The sequence below is a fragment of the Janthinobacterium sp. GW460-12-1-14-LB5 genome (genome assembly GCF_059423585.1).
In genome coordinates this window covers 15,392-33,022 of sequence record NZ_JBWKYD010000024.1, presented here as the reverse complement: position 1 = coordinate 33,022, position 17,631 = coordinate 15,392, and the positions used below count along the sequence as shown (strand labels likewise).

Sequence of the window (17,631 nt, the reverse complement as noted above, 5' to 3'; positions counted from 1 at the left end):
AGGAGCAACACCAGGCAGACAAGGTCAGTTCAGCGCGGCTGCCGGGCCGAAGAATTCATGGTGCGTCTGCCGTTCCGGTACGCCCAGTTCACGCAGGTATTGCTTGACGGCCCGCATGAACGGCTGCGGCCCCAGGAAATACGCATCGACGTCGCGCGAGGCTGGCAGCCAGCTATTCAACTGCTCTTTATTCAGCAAGCCGACGGCGTCGGGCGCATCTTGCGCGCCGGCGTGTTCCGCGTAGCAGTAATAACGTTTCAATTGCGGGTGCTGCGCGGCCAGTTCGTCGATCTGCGCGCGGAACGCATGCACGCCGTGGTGGCGCGCCGCGTGAATGAAATGCACGGGACGCTTGCCGCGCAGGGCCGCCGCCAGCATGGCCAGGGTCGGCGTGATGCCCACGCCGCCGCTGATCAGCACCAGCGGCTTGTCGCTCTGCGTCAGCACGAAGTCGCCCGATGGCGGCGTCAGCTGCACGGTGTCGCCCGCCTGCACGTGGTCGTGGAAGAAATTCGACACCTTGCCGCCCTCTTCGCGCTTGATGCTGATGCGGTAGGTCTGGCCATTGCTGGCGGCCGACAAGGAGTACTGGCGGCGCATGGGCACGCCATCGACGGTGGCCAGCACGCCGATATACTGGCCCGGCGCAAAGTCGAGCACGGGCTGGCCATCGGCGGGCGCCATCAGGAAGGACGTGATCTCGCCGCTTTCCACGACCTTGCTCTGCACCAGAAAATCGCGCGCGCCGCTCCAGCCGCCCGGTGCGGCAGCCTGCGCCTTGTAGATGCGCCCTTCTTCGCCAGCCAAAATATCGGCCAGCTGGCCGTAGGCCGCGCCCCAGGCATCGATGACGGCGTCGCTGGCGATCTCTTCGCCCAGCACTTCGCGGATCGCTTGCAGCAGGCTGGCGCCCACCAGCGGATAGTGCTCAGCGCGGATCTGCAAGGCCACGTGCTTGTTGACGATGGTGGCCACCAGGTCGCCCAGCGCTGCAAGTTGATCGATATGTTTGGCATACATCAGCACGCCATTGGCCAGCGCGCGCTGCTGGTCACCGCTGTGCTGGTGCGCCTGGTTAAAGTACGGCAGCACTTCCGGATGGTCGCGGAACAGGTTCTTGTAGAAATGACGGGTCAGCGCCTCGCCGCCTTGCTCGAGGATGGGGACGGTGGCCGTGATGATGGCGCGTTGTTCTTGGGTCAGCATGTGGAATTCCTTTAGATATATGGGCAGGCGGTTTTCAGGCCAGTGATTCAATGGCGGGATAAAGATCGTGGTCTTCGCGCCGCATGCGCTGGAACAGCGCGTGCAGCACGGTATTGGCTTCGCTGCGGAAGGCTTCCGGCTCGGCCGCCAGGCGCACGGGCGTATTCCAGCGGCCGGCGAAATCGAGGTAGGCGCCGGCGATGCCGTGCATCTCGTTTTCGTACTGGCGGCCCAGCTGGGCCACCCTGGCCACGCCGGACGCTTGCGCGGCCGGATACAGGTAGCGCTGCTCGACGGCCAGGTGCAGCTTGATCAAGCCGCTCATGGCGATGATCTGTTCGGCGATGGCCTGCGCCTGCGCGGCGACACCGCCGCGCGCCAGCCGGCGCAAGTCATCGATGGCGGCCAGGATGGCCAGGTGCTGCTGTTTGAATTTGTCGATATTCATGGCGTGTTTCTCTTGTTGAGTGTTGCCAGTGTAGCGGAATCCGTTTAAACATGCAAATTACATGCATCTTTAAGTCAAGCATGAATGTTTCCTGCGGGAATCTTGATCGACATGCGCCACTATGTGCGGCACAGAACACAAGCTACGGCCATGCCTGCCTATAATTTATCCATCACAGCGCGTGCCCGTTTGCGGCCGTGCCGCACCCTCCACTCCAGCCAAGGATGAGCATGAAAAACAAAACGGGCACGGGCCAGGCGCAGCAACTGGCCGCCATCATCAACGAGCACCACACGGAACTGCTGGACGGCTGGATGGCCGGCCTGATCGCCCGCCTGGTGCGGCGCGACAAGATCGCCGAAAACGAGCTGCGCCAGCAGGCATCGCAATTTCTGCCGCTGCTGGCGGGCGCGCTGGAAAGCGGCGATTCGTTCGACCTCGAAGGCGGCGCCTGGGACGACACGCGCCAGCTGCTCGCGGAAATATCGCAGTCGCGCGTGCGCCAGGGCTATTCGCCGATCGACACGGCCAGCTTCATGTTCGCCCTCAAGGAACCGCTGTTCGCCTACCTGCGCAAGCAAATCACGGCGCAGCCGGAGCAGTTGGGCGACGCCATCGTCAGCACCAGCAAACTGTTCGACGAGCTGGGCCTGCTGACCATCGCCATCTACCAGAAGGCGCGCGAACAGGTGATATTGCGCCAGCAGCAGGAATTGCTGGAACTGTCCACGCCCGTGGTGCAGCTGTGGCAAAACGTGCTGGCCCTGCCCCTGATCGGCACCCTCGACAGCGCCCGCACGCAGGTGGTGATGGAAAGCCTGCTGCAAAAGATCGTCGACACGGGCGCCCTGATCGCCATCATCGACATCACGGGCGTGCCCACCGTCGACACGCTGGTGGCGCAGCATCTGCTGAAAACCATCGCCGCCGCGCGCCTGATGGGCGCCGACTGCATCATCAGCGGCATCCGCCCGCAGATCGCGCAAACCATCGTGCACCTGGGCGTCAACCTGGAAGACGTGATGACCAAGGCCACGCTGGCCGACGCCTTCGTCGTGGCCCTGAAACGCACGGGCTCCAGCATCACCTACCAGCAGCAACAACACTGAGGCGCCTATGGAAAGAATCCCCATTTTACGCATGGGCCGGCTGCTGCTGGTGACGATCCAGGTGGACATGCACGACCGCCTGGCCATGACCCTGCAGGACGACCTGACCTCCCGCATCGTGACGGACCGCGCCACGGGCGTGCTGATCGACATTTCCGCGCTCGACATCGTCGATTCCTTCATCGGCCGCATGATCAGCAACACGGCGGCGATGGCGAAAATCCTCGACGCGCGCACGGTGGTCGTCGGCATGCAGCCGGCCGTCGCCATCACCCTGGTGGAGTTGGGCCTGACCCTGGAAGGCGTGAGCACGGCGCTCAACGTGGAACGGGGGATCAAGCTGCTGGAACGGGGCGGCGCATGCGCATGACGGGGGCGCCGTGCTAGGCGCGCAGGCCCAGGAGCGGGCGCAGGCGGCGGTGCAGCAGATCCTGCCCCTGCACAGCGATGAAGACGTCGTGCGGCTGCGCAAGCAGGTGCGCGACAGTATGGTCGCCATGGGGTTTGGCCTGATCGAACAGACCAAGATCATCACGGCGGCCAGCGAACTGGCGCGCAACACCTTGCGCTACGGCGGCGGCGGCGAAGCGCGCATCGCGCGCGTCAGCGATGGCGCGCGCCAGGGCCTGGAACTGCGCTTTATCGACGCGGGACCGGGCATCGAGGATATTCCCCTGGCGCTGACCGATGGCTATACCAGCGGCGGCGGGCTGGGACTGGGGCTGGGCGGCGCCAAGCGCCTGGCCGACGCTTTTCACATCGACACGGCGCCCGGCGCGGGCACCACCGTCACCATCGCGAAATGGAAGCTGTTTTGAACCACCATGCACCACAGCCTGACATTCTCAGGCAACGCAGTTTTCCCATCGGCGAACCGAGCGAGATCGCCGCGGCCCGCCGCGCCGGCAACGAGCTGGCGCGCCGCATCGGCTTCGACGACGTGCGCACGGGCCAGCTGGCCATCCTCATCAGCGAAGCGGCCACCAACATCGTCAAGCACGCGCAGCGGGGCGAAATCCTGCTGCGCAAGGTACTGCGCGGCGGCACCAGCGGCATCGAGGTGCTGGCCATCGACAGCGGCCCCGGCATGGCCAACGTGCGCCAGCACATGCAGGATGGCCATTCCACCACGGGCACCTACGGCGTGGGGCTGGGCGCGATACGCCGCCTGAGCCAGGAATTCGACCTGTACACGGCGCCGGACAAGGGCACGGTGCTGATGATGGTGGTGTGGGGCCAGCACGCCAGCAGCGCCATCCCCGCCCGCCCGAACTGGCAGATCGGCGCCGTATGCCTGCCGCTGGCGTCGGAGCAGGTCTGCGGCGACGCCTGGAACGTGGTCTGCGAAGGCCATGAACTGAGCCTGATGGTGGCCGACGGCCTGGGCCACGGCCCGCTGGCGGCCCGGGCGTCGGAAACGGCCAGCGCGCTGCTGGAACACGATACGCCCGGCCTGCCGCCCCTGCCCGCCCCCTTCATCGAACTGGCCCACGGCGCCCTGCGCGCCACGCGCGGCGCGGCCCTGGCCGTGGCGCACATCGACAGCGCGCGCCACGAACTGCGCTATGCGGGCGTGGGCAACATCGCCGCCTGCGCCTTCGATGCGCAGCAGCGCCGGCATCTGCTGTCGCATAACGGCATCGTCGGCAGCAATCTGCGCAAGGTGCAGGAATTCTGCTATCCGTGGCAGCCGGGAACGACACTGATCATGCACAGCGACGGCCTGCATACGCGCTGGGACCTGGAACGGTATCCGGGCCTGGCGCATTGCCACCCGAGCCTGGTCGCCGCCGTGCTGTACCGCGATTTTGCGCGCGGGCGCGACGACGTCACGGTGGTGGTGCTGCGCGAGCATGAGGAGCACCGGCATGCCGGTGCGGAAAGGAACGACACGCCATGACACAACGCATATTGACGGCGCATATCGGCAGCGAACTCGATGTGGTGGGAGCGCGCCAGCGCGCGCGCCAGATCGCCGCCCTGTGCGGCTTCGGCGTGCAGGACCAGGTGCGCATCGCCACGGCCGTGTCGGAACTGGCGCGCAACGTCTACAACTACGCCGGCAGCGGCAAGGTGCATTTCGCCATCGATGGCCTGACGGCGCCGCAGGTGCTCAGCATCCGCATCGAAGACCGGGGCCCCGGCATCGCGCAGCTCGACCGCATCCTGGCCGGCACCTACCGCTCGCCCACGGGCATGGGCCTGGGCATCCTGGGCGCGCAGCGCCTGATGGACCGCTGCCATATCGACAGTGCACCGGGCGACGGCACGCGCATTACGCTGCACAAGCTGTTCCCGCGCGACGCGCCGCTGCTCGACGGGCAAAGCATCGGCACCCTGTCCGGCAGCCTGCAGGCGCTGCCGTCGGATATCACACTGTCCGAAGTGCAGCAGCAGAACCGCGAACTGCTCGCCACCCTGGCCGAACTGAAGACGCGCCAGGACGATTTATTGCAGCTGACGCGCGAGCTGGAAGACACCAACCGGGGCGTGGTGGCGCTGTTCGCGGAACTCGATGAAAAAGCCGACCACCTGCGCCGCGCCGACCAGATGAAATCGCGCTTCCTGTCGAACATGAGCCATGAATTCCGCACGCCGCTCAGCTCCATCCGCGCCCTGTCCAAGCTGCTGCTCGACCGCATCGACGGCGAGCTGTCGGAGGAGCAGGAAAAGCAGGTGCTGTTCATCCTGCAAAGCGCCGTCAGCCTGAGCGACCTGGTGAACGACTTGCTGGACCTGGCCAAGATCGAGGCGGGCAAGGTCGACGTGCACGCCAACAGTTTTCAAATAGCCGACCTGTTCAGCGCCCTGCGCGGCATGCTGCGCCCGCTGCTGGTGTCCGAATCGCTCACGCTCACCTTCATCGACCCCGACCCAGCCCTGCAGATACACACGGATGAAGGCAAGCTGTCGCAAATCCTGCGCAACTTCATCGCCAACGCCCTCAAATTCACGGAAGCGGGAGAAATCGTCGTCAGCGCCACACCCTTGCCGGAGCAGGACGCCATCCGCTTTTCCGTCTCCGACACGGGCCTGGGCATCGCCGCCGAGGACGTGCAACTGATCTTCGAGGAATTCAGCCAGGTGGAAAACCACATGCAGCGAAAGGTCAAGGGCACGGGCCTGGGACTGCCCCTGTGCCGCAACCTGGCCACCCTGCTCAATGGCACGGTGGCCGTGGAAAGCACGCCGGGCCAGGGCTCGCTGTTTTCCGTCGTCCTGCCCGCCAGCTACCATGCGCCGGAAGGCAGCCTGCCGCCGAGCGCGCCGGCCAACGACAATGGCAACGACCAGCGCATCGGCGTGCTGGTGGTGGAAGACAATCCGCCCATCCGCCTGCTGTATGAAAAATTCTTGGCCGGCAGCGAATTTCGCGTGGTTCCCGCTCGCAGCGTGCGCGAGGCGCAGGAGCGCTGGGAACAGCAGCGCCCCGCCGCCGTCATCCTCGACATCCTGCTGCACGGCGAAACGGCCTGGCACTGGCTGGCCGAGCTGAAAAACGACACGCTGCGGCGCCAGGTGCCCGTCATCGTCGCCACCGAGATCGACGACGTGCGCAAGGGCCTGGCCCTGGGCGCCGACGCCTACTACGTCAAGCCGCTGTCGCGCCAGCAATTGCTGGCGACCCTGCGCGCGCTGATCGGCAACCAACACCACCGGCAAGAGCCGGCTCCGCCGCAAGGCACAACCAACTGGGACAATGCGCATGCTACCGGATAACAACAGCGATGCTCTGATCCTGAACGTCGATGACAGCGACGGCGCCCGCTACGCCAAGTCGCGCATCCTCCAACGCGCCGGCTTCAAGGTCATCGAAGCGTCGAACGGCGGCGACGCGCTGCTGCGCGCCCGCCAGGACCGGCCCAACCTGATCCTGCTCGACGTCAAGCTGCCCGACATCAACGGCCTGGAAGTGTGCCGCCAGCTGAAGGGCGGCGCCGAAACGAACACCATCCTGGTGCTGCAGACGTCCGCTTCCTGCATCGGCACGGCCGACAAGATCCGCGCCCTCGATGGCGGCGCCGACAATTACCTGGTCGAGCCGATCGAGGCCGATGAACTGATCGCCAACGTCAAGGCGCTGCTGCGCCTGGGCCGGGTCGAGCGCGCGCTGCGCGACGTGGACCGCCGCAAGGATGAATTCCTGGCCACCCTGGCGCACGAACTGCGCAATCCGCTGGGCCCCATCCGCACGGCGCTGGCCCTGCTGTGCAAGCTCGACCCCGTCGTGCCGGCCGTGCAGGACAATGCGCGCCGCACCATCGGCCGCCACACGGACCACCTGGTGCGCCTGGTGGACGACCTGCTCGACGTGTCGCGCATTTCGCAGGGCAAGATCTCGCTGCAATGGGAAAGCGTGGGCCTGGCCAGCGTCATCCGCAGCGCGCTGGAAACGAGTTCGCACAGCATCGAGGCGCGCGGCCATGCGCTCGACGTGCATCTGCCCAAGGAAGAACTGCGGGTCTGCGGCGACGCCGTGCGCCTGTCGCAGATAGTCGCCAACCTGCTGCTCAACGCGGCCAAGTTCACGGCGCCGGGCGGGCGCATCGCCATTTCCGCCGCGCGCGAGGGCGACAATGTGCGCATCCGCCTGAGCGACAACGGCATCGGCATCGCCGCCGCCAGCATCGACAGCATCTTCGGCCTGTTCGAGCAAAGCGGGCATTCGCCCGACCGGGTGCAGGATGGCCTGGGCATCGGCCTATCGCTGGTGCGCAACCTGGTGAGCCTGCACGGCGGCCAGGTCAGCGTGCACAGCCCCGGCGTGGGGCTGGGCAGCACCTTCGAAGTCATCCTGCCCCTCGACGCCAACGTGCCCGTGCCGGCCGCCGGGCCGGCGCCACAGCCGGCCGCCAGCGGCAGCCGGCGCATCCTCGTCGTCGACGACAACTGCGATGCGGCCGACACCCTGGCCGAACTGCTGGAAATGTACGGCCACACGGTGCGCACGGCCTACACGGGCGCGCAAGCGACCGAACGCGCGCTGGAATTCAAGCCCGACATCGTCTTTCTCGACATCGGCCTGCCCGACATGAGCGGCTACGAAGTGGCCGGCAAACTGCGCCAGTTGCCGATACCGCAGCAATTCCAGCTCGTGGCGCTGACCGGCTACGGCCAGGAACACGACCGCCAGGCGGCGCTGCAGGCCGGGTTCAACGAGCACTTCGCCAAGCCTGTCGATTTTGGCAAGCTGGCCATGCTGGGGCTGCAGATCGCCCAATGAACGGGGTGGCGCCTGCCGGTTGACCCGGCCTCGGCTATAATCGGCGGCCGCCCCCACTGGAAGCATCACATGACAAGCCGCACGCCGCTGCTGCGCATCACCATGATACTGGGCGCCCTGCACGCCCTGCTGGGCTGGCTGCTGCTGCCCGCGCTGCCCGTCGGCCTGGCCGGCTGGCTGCTGGGCGGCGCCGTCTTGCTGGCATCGACCATGCTCATGCCGATGACCATCTTCGCCCGCGCCGTCACGCATGACGCGCGCCTGGCCGACCGCTTGAGCTGGGCCGGCTCGCTGTGCATGGGCTTTTTTTCTTCATTATTCGTGCTCACCGCGCTGCGCGCGCTGCTGATGCTGATTCCCGCCACCCGCCCGCACGCCCAGGCATCCGCCGTGGCGGCGCTGGCCCTGGCGCTGCTGGCCACCGTCGTCGGTTTCATCAACGCCCGCCGGGTGGCGCGCGTGCGTGAAGTCACCGTGCCGATTGCCGGCCTGCCGGCCGCCCTGCACGGTTACAGCATCGTGCAGCTGAGCGACATCCACGTGGGCGCCACCATCAAGCGCGCCTACGTGGAAGCCATCGTGGCGCGCGCCAATGGCCTGCAGGCGGACCTTATCGCCATCACGGGCGACGTCGTCGACGGCACGGTGACCCAATTGGGCGCGCATACGGCGCCGCTGGGCGAGCTGCGGGCGCGCCACGGCGTATTTCTCGTGACGGGCAACCACGAATACTATTCGGGCGCCGCGCCGTGGGTGGCGGAGTTCCGCCGCCTGGGCTTGCGCGTGCTGATGAACGAACATGCGGTGCTCGAACACGGCGGCGCGCGCCTGGCGATCGCCGGCGTCACCGATTTCAATGCCGGCGCCTTTGATCCGGATCAACGCAGCGACCCGCAGGGCGCCATCGCCGGCGCACCGGCCGACATCCCCCGCATCCTGCTGGCGCACCAGCCGCGCAGCGCGCCCGAGGCCGAAGCGGCCGGCTACGACCTGCAATTGTCGGGCCACACGCACGGCGGCCAGTTCTGGCCCTGGAATCTGTTCGTGCCGCTGCAGCAGCCCTACGTGGCGGGCCTGCACCGGCGCGGCCGCCTGTGGATTTACGTCAGCCGCGGCACGGGGTACTGGGGGCCGCCGAAACGCATCGGGGCGCCGGCGGAGATTACGAGGCTCAGGCTGGTGGCGGCGTAGAACCTAGTCGGCCCAGCTGGCCATCCATGCCTCGAAACGCGCCACCACGGCTGGCGGATTCAAACGCGCCATGGCGCCTTCCAGCGGCTCGCTGTCGCTGACCTCGAACAGCAGCACGGCTTGATCGCGCTGCGCGCCCGTGCCGAATACCCGTTCGGCGTCAAGCTGCGCCAGCGCCGCGATGCAGGTGTCGAACACGCCGGCGCGGAAGGTGGCGAAATCAACGTCGAACGGCAACTCGCGGTGCGCCTGCAGCAGCAAGCGATAGGCGCTGTCGAAGTAGGCGCCACCGTCGTCAAACGCCCATTCGGCCGGATTCCACAGCATCTCTTCGCCGTATTCCGACGCGGCCAGCGCTTCGCGGCTGTTCGCCATGGGACCGATGGTCATCGCGCTGTCGTCGCTCACCAGCGCGAAAGCGTCGATGTGCTGCTCCGGATGCGCACGGCGCACGCAGTCAACAGCCAGGCGCGCGGCGTGCGCCACCAGGGTTTGCAGCAGCGCGAAATCGAAGACGGCCGGGTCGATGACGCTCGCGCGCGCCAAAGTGTAGCCATCGGCCAGCGCCGCCTGGCAATGGGTGGAGTACGCGGCCTGCGCTTCGGCTTCGCTGGCGTAGTCCTTGCGCGTCTCTTCTCCCCAGGTCATGGCCGCGCCGGCGGCCGTCCACACGGTGCTGCCGAATACGCGCGCTTCCCGAAAACGGGCCGGTTGATCGCCGTCAAAGGTGTAAAACAGGCTGTAATTGCTATGCATGGGAATTTTTCTTTGTTTAATCGGCCCGCATCTGCGCGGCGAAGTCGCGCTGGCGGAACTGCTCCAGCAAAAAATCGACGAAGACGCGCGTCTTCGCGGGCAGGAGTTTCTTGCTGGGATAGTACACGGACAGGGGGCCGGAATCGGCATGCCAGCCGGGCAGCAGGCGAATCAACGCACCGCTGCGCAAATGGACCAGCGCGTGCGGCATGGGCAGCAGCGCCACGCCGACGCCCATGACGGCCGCCTGCGCCATCGCGTCCGGGTCGTCGAAGATGGCGCGCGGCCGGCATTCGGCCACGCCTTCGCCGCCCTGCCCGTCGCGCAGTATCCAGCTGCGCAGGCGTCCGCTGCCGGCCGAGCGGCGCGCCACGCCGTCGAATTGCGCCAGCTCAAGCGGATGCACGGGCATGCGTTTCCCCTGCATGAAGGCGGGCGACGCCGTGGCCACGACGTGGGCGTGGCCCAGTTCCCGGGCCACCACGCCCGGTGTCAATTCGATGCCGCCGCCGATGGCGACATCGAAACCTTCGCCGATCAAGTCCACTTGCCGGTTGTCGAAATGGCAGTCGGGGATGACGCCCGGGTAGCGCGCGATGAACTCGCCCAGCAGCGGCACCACGTAACTGCGCCCGAACGACGGCGCCATGCTGATTTTCAGGATGCCGGCCGGCTGGCCGCCCTCCTCGGCCACGCCGGCGATCGCCTCGCGCAGGGTCGTCAGGGCGCCGCCTATCTGCTGCAGGAAGCGTTCGCCCCCTTCCGTCAGGGTCAGACGGCGCGTGCTGCGCTGGAACAGGCGCAGTCCCAGGCTCGCTTCCAGCCGCGCCACGTTCTTGCTGACGGCGGCCGGCGTCAGCCCCAGGCGGCGCGCGGCCGCCGAAAAACTGCCCAGTTCGGCGGACAGCACAAACGATTGCAAGTGATTGAGGGCGTCCATGCGCCTATTCTACCCGCTCATTTGATAGTTTTAGTTGAAATTGATTGTAGCGATTCACGGCTACCGCGCAGGCAATCCATGGCGGATACTGGCTGCATCTTCTCCACCACACAGAAAGCCCATCATGCAAACCCAAGCCACCACCTCCTCCCAGCCACTGCTGAACAAGATCGCGTTTGTGACGGGCGGCTCGCGCGGCATCGGCGCGGCCATCGTCCGCCGCCTGGCCAGCCAGGGCGCCAACGTCGTCTTCACCTATCAAAGCTCGGCCGCCGAGGCGCAGGCGCTGGCCGCCAAGGTGGAGGCAAGCGGCGGCAAGGCGCTGGGCGTGCAGGCCGATGCGGCCGACGCCAGCGCCCTGACGGCCGCTATCGACAAGGTGGCGGCGCAGTTTGGCCGCATCGATATCCTCGTCAACAACGCGGGCGTGTTCCTGCCCGGCGCCATCGACGACTTTTCGCTGGCGGACTTCGACAAGACGATTGCCGTCAACGTGCGCGCCGTGTTCGTGGCCATCAAGGCGGCCGTGGCGCACATGCAGACGGGCGGGCGCATCATCAACATCGGCAGCACGAATGCGCACCGCATGCCGTTCGGCGGCGCGGCCGCCTACGCGATGAGCAAATCGGCGCTGAGCGGCCTGACGCAAGGCCTGTCGCGCGACCTGGGCCCGCGCGGCATCACCATCAACAACGTGGAACCGGGCCCCGTCGCCACGGACATGAACCCGCCCACGGGCGACTTCGCGGACCTGATGCACGGCCTGATGGCGCTGCCCCGCCACGGCACGGCCGATGAAATCGCCGGCATGGTGGCTTACCTGGCCAGCGCGGAAGCGGCCTTCGTCACGGGCGCGGGGCTGAAGATCGACGGCGGCTTCGCGGCGTAAAAAAAGGGGCCAGACTCTCCAGTCTGGCCCCAGCCTTTGCCATCGCTTGCGGTTATGCGTCCCTGCGCCGGCGTCCGCGCCACCACAGCAGCAAGGCCAGCAGCACCAGCACGCCGACGATGATGCCCGCGCGGGCCAGGCCGATCAGGTTCGATGGCGCGCCGCCGTTGCGCAGGATCGTCACCTGTTCCGCCGTCACCTTGACGTCGGGATTGCCGTACATCTTCTGCACGTAATTGCCGAGGGTGACGATCTGCTCGTCCGACAGGGTCTGGCGGAAGGCTGGCATCAGGTGTCCCGCAGTATGATTACCCTTGCCGTCCTGCCGTTCCACGCCATCGAGTATCGCCATCACCAGGTTGTTGCTGTTGCTGCGGCCCGTCACCGAGTTGTGGAACAAAGGCGGCAAGCTGCCGTCGAAACTGCCCTCGCCCCTGGCCTGGTGGCAGCTGGCACACTGCGCATCGTACAGCTGCGCACCCGACATCCTGTTCAGGTTTTGCGGCAGCGGCACGCCGCGTATGCTGCCCAACTCGTCGCCCGCCTTGCCCCATTGCGTCACCGGTTGCGTATCCGCCTTGTCGCGGATGGCGGGTACGCTCTTGACGTAGTGCGCGATGGCGTTCAGGTCCGCGTCGCTCAAGTGCTTCAGGCTATGGTCGATGGCTTCGGCCATCGGTCCCGCCGCCTGTGCCTTGCCAGCCGCGCGGCCCGTGCGCAGGTAGCCGGCCAGCTCCTGCTGGCTCCAGCCGCCCACGCCGCTGTTCACGTCCGAGCTGATGTTCGGCGCAAACCAGGTACCCAGATCAAAGCCCCCCAGCTCCTTCGACAGCTGCTCGGCCATCAGCGCGTTGCGCGGCGTATGGCAGGTGCTGCAGTGGGCCAGGCCCTGCGCCAGGTAGGCGCCGCGGTTCCACTCCATGCTCTTGGCTGGGTCGGCCACGAACGGCTTTGTGTCGAGGAATAGCCAATTCCAGCCCGCCATCGACAGGCGGATGTAGAACGGGAACGGCAAGTCCGTCTTGTGCGCCGGCGCCGTATCGACCGCCGCCACGCCATGCATGAAGTAGGCGTACAGGGCCGCCGTGTCGTCATCCGTCACCTTGGCGTAGGCCGTGTACGGCATGGCTGGGTACAGGTACGCGCCGTCGGCCCGCACGCCGTGGCGCACGGCGTCGGAAAACTGCTTGAGCGTGTACTTGCCGATGCCGTGCGTTGTCGACGGCGTGATGTTGGTGGCGACAATGGCCCCCAACGGCGTGGCCAGGGCCAGGCCGCCCGCCATCGGCTTGCCGCCAGGCACGCTATGGCAGGCGATGCAGTCGCCCGCCGTCGCCAGGTAGCGGCCACGTTCGATGGCCTGCACGTCGGCGCCAGGGGCGTTCGCCGCCAGCACGGGCAAGGCCAGTGCCAGCAAGGCGGCGCCGGCCGCCATTCTGAAGGTCGCCATCATGCCGTGCCTCCCTGTTGTTCGTCGAGGATATGCTTGACGGTGCGCAAGGCCACGGCCAGGCCGTTTTCCGTCGAATTGCAGGTACCGGACGTGGGCAGCACGCCCGTGCTGCACAGGAACAGGTTGGCGTGGTCAAACGTGCGGCCCCACTGGTCGCACACGGCCCTGGCCGGGTCGGAACCCATCGACAGGGTGCCGCAGATGTGCTGGTTGTTGGCGAATACGCCTTCCTTGCTGTGGCGCAGATTGGTGCCGCCCATCAGTCTGGCGATCTGCTCGAAATCCTGCTTCGAGCGCTCGTGGCCCCGTTTCGTGTACTCGTCGATCGCATAATGCGCCTGCGGCTTGGGGATGCCCATGGCGTCTTTTTCGCTGCTGAGGGCGATGCGGTTTTCCGGGTTCGGCAGCACTTCCAGCACGTTTTTCAGGCTCATTTCGCGCGCCGAGCGGAAACGCAGCTGCTGTTCGAATTCCGCGCCAAAGACACCCTTGCCGATCAACTCCCTGGTCGCGCCATCGACGCGCGAGATGTTCGTGAAGTCCAGGCGGTATGGCGAGTGTTCGCTGCGGAAATCGCCGTCGCGCATGGTGTTGATGGAATTGGGGCTTTGCGGCCCCCGGCCCAGCCACAGGTCTTCATCGGCGTCGAAGGTGATCGAGGTGCTCGGGTGGTCCATCAGGTTGCGGCCCACCATGTCGCTGCTGTTGGCCAGGCCGTTCGGGTATTTGTCCGAGGCGGAAACGAGCAGCAAACGGGGGCTTTCGATGCCGTTGGCGGCCAAAATGAACGTCTTGGCCGTGACCCGGTGGCTTTTTTTGTCCACGTCGTAGTACAGGGCGGCCGTGATGCGGCCCTGCGCATCGTGTTCCAGCTTGTAGACGTTGGCATTGCAGACGATCTTCACGCCCGCGTCTTCCGCCTGCTGCGCGGCGATGCCGCCGTGGTATTGCGCGTCGATGGGGCAGATCGGCTGGCAGCTGTTGTTGCCGCAGCAGGCCGGGCGGCCATCGTAGCTGACGCTGTTGCGCGCCACCGTGTTGCCGACCACCTTGAACGAGGGGTCGAGGCGCTCGCGGATGCGGCGCATGGCGTACGGCTCCGTCACGGCATCCATCGGGAAGGCCTGCTTGCGCGGCGAACCCGTGTTGTCCGCGCCCGAGACGCCCATGATCTCTTCCGCTTCCTGGTAAAACGGTTCCAGGTCTTCATAGCTGATGGGCCAGTCGACGCCCACGCCATACAAGGTATGGATGCGGAAATCGTTCGGCACGTTGCGCCAGGCCTGCGCGGCCCAGTGCCACGAGGTGCCGCCGAACTGGCGGATGTATTCGGCCGGATACGGGTACGGGCCCGCCTGCACCAGATAGCCGTTATCGGTCGGCTGGTAGATCGGGTGCGGCGCCGTGGCGACGGACGGATACGGCGACATCCAGTCGCTGCGGCGCGTCGTGTTGCGGAAACGGGCGACGATTTCGCCGCGCGACACGCGCGGGCCCGCTTCCAGGATCAGCACCGAGGCGCCGGCCAGCGCCAGTTTGCGCGCAGCCAGGGAACCGATGATGCCGGAGCCGATGACGAGGTAATCGGCGGAGAGTGCTTCAGCCATGATGGCTCCTTAAATGGGTTTTCTCGCCCAGCTGCCGTAGGCGCCGTAGGAATACGTGGGGGGCTTGAGGACGTCGGCCACGACGGCCGCGTTCAGCGCCTGCTCGTAGGCGACGCAGACGGCCGCCTCGCCCGTGCCGACGATGCCCAGGTACCAGGCGCTGGCGATCTGGCGCGGCAGGGCCGCCAGCGGCGACTGGGCGGAGTCAAGCGCATCGAGCGCATCGAGCGCTTCCTGCAGGCCGGCTGCCTGCAAGCCCTGCGCATTGATCAGGGCCAGCAGCGCGCGCACATTCGCGGGGAAGGCGGCGTCCTGCGCCACCAGTGCGTCATACAGGCGCCGGGCCAGCACGGGATCGAGCACCTGGCGCCCCACCAGCATGGCGGACACGCCCAGGAAGGCGCCCTGCTCCGCACTGGCGACCGGTTCGGCCAGCGCCCAGGGAATCAGCGCCGCGGCCGAAGCCGACAGCAAGCCGGCCAGCACCATGCGGCGGCCGGGATTCAGGGGGCCGCGGCCCTCCTTGTGATGTGTAGCGTCCAATTGAAGCTCCCGTGAGTTCAGCAACCGTTCAGAAAGAATGCTTGAGACCGACCATCACCACCGTCTGGCCGCCGTTCGAAGACGGCGTGCCGTTTTGCGAATCGCCGACCGAGGCGACGGCGTCGACGATGGCGCCGTTCTGGCCGAGGGTCTGGCCGCGCGCCACTTGGCGCGCTTCGATCAGGTAGATCGCCGTGCGCTTCGACAGCGCATAATTCTGTTCGAACGACAGCTGGCGGTAGCGTGCGCGGTCCGACACGCCGTTGGCGCGGCTGGCGAAGGTGTCGCTGTAGCCGGCGGACAGGAACCACTGCGGCGTCCACTGGTAGCTGGCGATCAGGCCGGCCGTATTGAAGATGGCCGTGTCGCGGAACGTGGAATGGCTGCCCGCCTGGTATTGCACGTTGCTGGCATTGGCGCCCACCATCCACTTGCCCATGGTGTAGCGCGCGCTGGCGGCGATGAATTCGATGCTGTCGGCCGAGGCGTAGCCCTGGTTGAGGGCCGAAATGCCGAAGCTGGCCGAGGCCTTGTCGCTCCAGCCCATGGCATTTTCGCCATTTTTCAGTTTCAGGTAGCCGAGCGCGAATTCCGCCGGCGCCGTGCTGTACTTGACGGCGGCGCTGAAGCTGCTGCCCACGGCATTGCCGTCGGCCGCTTCGCCGAAGCCGTATTGCGCGCTGGCCTGCAGGCCGCGCCAGGCGGGCATGCTGTAGGTGACGGAATTGCTGATGCGCACGGTCGTATCGAGGCCGTCGATATCGCCCGGGTGCGCGCCCGTGGCGCCCGTCAAGACGTTGCTCGACGCCAGCGAGCCCACCAGCAGGTAGTACGGCGTGTACTGGCGGCCCGCCGTCACGCTGCCGTAGGCTGTCGATTGCAGGCCCACGTAAGCCTGGCGGTTGAACAGGGCGCTGGCCGAACTTTGCGCGCCCGTATCGCTTTCAAAGCCGTTTTCCAGCAGGAACAGCGCCTTCAGGTCGCCGCCCAGGTCTTCCACGCCCTGGAAACCGATCTTGCTGGCGGACAAGCTGCCGCTGCGCATGTAGGTGTTCGACTTGCCGCCCTGGTTGCTCGCGTAGGCGGTGGCCGCGTCGACCACGCCATAGATGGTGACATTGCTTTGGGCGCAAACGTTTGCGCCGACGAGCGTGGAGACGGCCAGCGCCGCGGCGCGCATGCATAGTGTGTTCATTTTTTTCCTGACTTTCCTGTTTTATCTGGCGAAATACGGGCGTGGCGCCGCGCTGCAGCCCTCCATTGAGAGCGGCATCCGCTGTTCTTCTTGATTTGGATCAAGTGAGGCAAATTATACGCTTATTTACTCACATGTAAGTGATCGACTGTAAGGCGTAGTCTTATAGCAAAACCGGCAGGCGCGCGGACGCATGCCCGGCAGGATGCGGCAATGCGTGGAACAGGCATGGCAAAAGCAGCGGCGGCGCGTGTAGAAAAACACGCGCCCGATGGGTGCTCAGGCAAGGAGAAGTTTGGGGTTCAGCGCAGGATGGCGGGCGCCACCGGCAAGGTTTCCAGGGCAATGAAGGCTTCCAGCGCGCGGCGCATGTCTTCGAACACCTGCTTGCCGTAGGCCGCTTCCAGGTGAGCATACTGCAGGTCGATCAGCTTACCCATCTGCATCAGCAGGCTGGCGCCCGCTTCCGACAGGTGCACCTTGCGGCGGCGCTGGTCGCCTTCGAACTTGCTGCGTCCGATCAGGCCGATCTCTTCCATGCGCGCCAGGATGCCGCTCATGCTGGGACTGGAAATCTGGCAGATCTCGCACAGTTCGCGCGGTTCCAGCGTCGGGCTTTCATTCAGGGCGCGCATGATGCGCCACTGCTGCTCCGTCACGCCGAAGTGATTGAGGATGGGACGGAAATGCTGGAGCAGGCTGTCGCGCGCCTTCAGCAACAGTTGCGGCATGTTCGGATAACGGATCGGTAACTGCAAGCGGAACTCCCTGAAATGAGATGAAAGCCTGGCAATTATACGGGGCCGCGCAGGCAGATGGAGACGCCTGCTTTATTTTTCTCCATTTATATCGCGTGATAATGTGTGACTACATGCTTGATATTTAATCCATCCATTAATTTGCGCCCGCCCATGCATATGGCGAGGACCATTTCCCCTATAAATCATTGCGCAACAATTAATACTATGTTGCGCGCTCTTTTATTATTTAAAGAAATAAAGAAAATACGGCAAAAACAGTCTTAAAATCGCCATTACCCACGCAGACAAGCGCCGACAAGGCGTGGCTGC

Annotated in this window: 17 protein-coding genes; 8 read left to right on the top strand and 9 right to left on the bottom strand. The window is 65.9% G+C overall.

Going from position 1 to position 17,631, the window contains the following annotated elements:
- Positions 1–24: 24 nt before the first annotated feature.
- Positions 25–1,206 carry an NO-inducible flavohemoprotein gene (gene hmpA, locus AC07X6_RS22455; protein ID WP_494792444.1) on the bottom strand — a complete coding sequence of 394 codons (1,182 nt, stop codon included), beginning with the start codon at positions 1,204–1,206 and terminating at the stop codon, positions 25–27.
- Positions 1,207–1,240: 34 nt separating this feature from the next.
- On the bottom strand, positions 1,241–1,654 hold the full coding sequence (locus tag AC07X6_RS22450) for a hemerythrin domain-containing protein (protein WP_474291575.1): 414 nt from the start codon (positions 1,652–1,654) through the stop codon (positions 1,241–1,243).
- 224 nt (positions 1,655–1,878) lie between these two features.
- Here AC07X6_RS22450 and AC07X6_RS22445 point away from each other — a divergent pair, with 224 nt between their 5' ends.
- The 7 genes from AC07X6_RS22445 (at position 1,879) to AC07X6_RS22415 (ending at position 9,178) form a co-directional block, all read left to right on the top strand.
- Positions 1,879–2,763: an STAS domain-containing protein gene (locus AC07X6_RS22445; protein ID WP_442908010.1), complete on the top strand. Its 885-nt coding sequence runs from the start codon at positions 1,879–1,881 to the stop codon at positions 2,761–2,763.
- Between the two features lie 7 nt (positions 2,764–2,770).
- Positions 2,771–3,133, top strand: a complete 363-nt coding sequence (locus AC07X6_RS22440; RefSeq protein ID WP_077405156.1) for an STAS domain-containing protein — start codon at positions 2,771–2,773, stop codon at positions 3,131–3,133.
- Positions 3,134–3,143: 10 nt separating this feature from the next.
- Entirely contained in the window at positions 3,144–3,581 is a 438-nt protein-coding gene (locus AC07X6_RS22435; protein ID WP_494792443.1) for an ATP-binding protein, read from the top strand.
- Positions 3,578–4,663, top strand: a complete 1,086-nt coding sequence (locus AC07X6_RS22430; RefSeq protein WP_230537456.1) for an ATP-binding SpoIIE family protein phosphatase — start codon at positions 3,578–3,580, stop codon at positions 4,661–4,663. Before AC07X6_RS22435 ends, AC07X6_RS22430 begins: the two co-directional genes overlap by 4 nt.
- Positions 4,660–6,483 carry an ATP-binding protein gene (locus AC07X6_RS22425; protein ID WP_494792442.1) on the top strand — a complete coding sequence of 608 codons (1,824 nt, stop codon included), beginning with the start codon at positions 4,660–4,662 and terminating at the stop codon, positions 6,481–6,483. Before AC07X6_RS22430 ends, AC07X6_RS22425 begins: the two co-directional genes overlap by 4 nt.
- Positions 6,470–7,987 (top strand): ATP-binding response regulator, encoded by a 1,518-nt coding sequence (locus AC07X6_RS22420; RefSeq protein ID WP_230537454.1) that lies wholly within the window; start codon positions 6,470–6,472, stop codon positions 7,985–7,987. Before AC07X6_RS22425 ends, AC07X6_RS22420 begins: the two co-directional genes overlap by 14 nt.
- Positions 7,988–8,056: 69 nt before the next feature.
- Positions 8,057–9,178, top strand: coding sequence for a metallophosphoesterase (locus AC07X6_RS22415; protein ID WP_494792441.1), 1,122 nt, complete (start codon positions 8,057–8,059; stop codon positions 9,176–9,178).
- Positions 9,179–9,181: 3 nt separating this feature from the next.
- On the opposite strand, the gene AC07X6_RS22410 is transcribed toward AC07X6_RS22415, so the two are convergent.
- Together AC07X6_RS22410 and AC07X6_RS22405 are read right to left on the bottom strand one after the other, a co-directional pair.
- Positions 9,182–9,934 (bottom strand): DUF4303 domain-containing protein, encoded by a 753-nt coding sequence (locus AC07X6_RS22410; RefSeq protein WP_494792440.1) that lies wholly within the window; start codon positions 9,932–9,934, stop codon positions 9,182–9,184.
- A gap of 16 nt (positions 9,935–9,950) precedes the next feature.
- A complete protein-coding gene (locus AC07X6_RS22405; protein ID WP_494792439.1) occupies positions 9,951–10,874 on the bottom strand; it encodes a LysR family transcriptional regulator in 924 nt (307 codons plus the stop codon).
- Between the two features lie 124 nt (positions 10,875–10,998).
- Between AC07X6_RS22405 and AC07X6_RS22400 the strand changes: the two genes are divergently transcribed.
- Positions 10,999–11,763 (top strand): SDR family oxidoreductase, encoded by a 765-nt coding sequence (locus tag AC07X6_RS22400; protein WP_494792438.1) that lies wholly within the window; start codon positions 10,999–11,001, stop codon positions 11,761–11,763.
- 52 nt (positions 11,764–11,815) lie between these two features.
- On the opposite strand, the gene AC07X6_RS22395 is transcribed toward AC07X6_RS22400, so the two are convergent.
- From AC07X6_RS22395 to hpaR, 5 genes are all read right to left on the bottom strand, one after another.
- Positions 11,816–13,216, bottom strand: coding sequence for a c-type cytochrome (locus AC07X6_RS22395; RefSeq protein ID WP_494792437.1), 1,401 nt, complete (start codon positions 13,214–13,216; stop codon positions 11,816–11,818).
- Positions 13,213–14,823, bottom strand: a complete 1,611-nt coding sequence (locus AC07X6_RS22390) for a GMC family oxidoreductase (RefSeq protein WP_494792436.1) — start codon at positions 14,821–14,823, stop codon at positions 13,213–13,215. The genes AC07X6_RS22395 and AC07X6_RS22390 overlap by 4 nt, the downstream gene beginning before the upstream one ends.
- A 9-nt stretch (positions 14,824–14,832) precedes the next feature.
- On the bottom strand, positions 14,833–15,366 hold the full coding sequence (locus tag AC07X6_RS22385) for a sugar dehydrogenase complex small subunit (protein WP_494792435.1): 534 nt from the start codon (positions 15,364–15,366) through the stop codon (positions 14,833–14,835).
- Positions 15,367–15,394: 28 nt separating this feature from the next.
- Positions 15,395–16,561 carry a porin gene (locus AC07X6_RS22380; RefSeq protein ID WP_494792434.1) on the bottom strand — a complete coding sequence of 389 codons (1,167 nt, stop codon included), beginning with the start codon at positions 16,559–16,561 and terminating at the stop codon, positions 15,395–15,397.
- A gap of 302 nt (positions 16,562–16,863) precedes the next feature.
- Complete coding sequence (gene hpaR, locus AC07X6_RS22375) at positions 16,864–17,319, bottom strand: homoprotocatechuate degradation operon regulator HpaR (protein WP_223278727.1); 456 nt, start codon at positions 17,317–17,319, stop codon at positions 16,864–16,866.
- Positions 17,320–17,631: the final 312 nt, after the last annotated feature.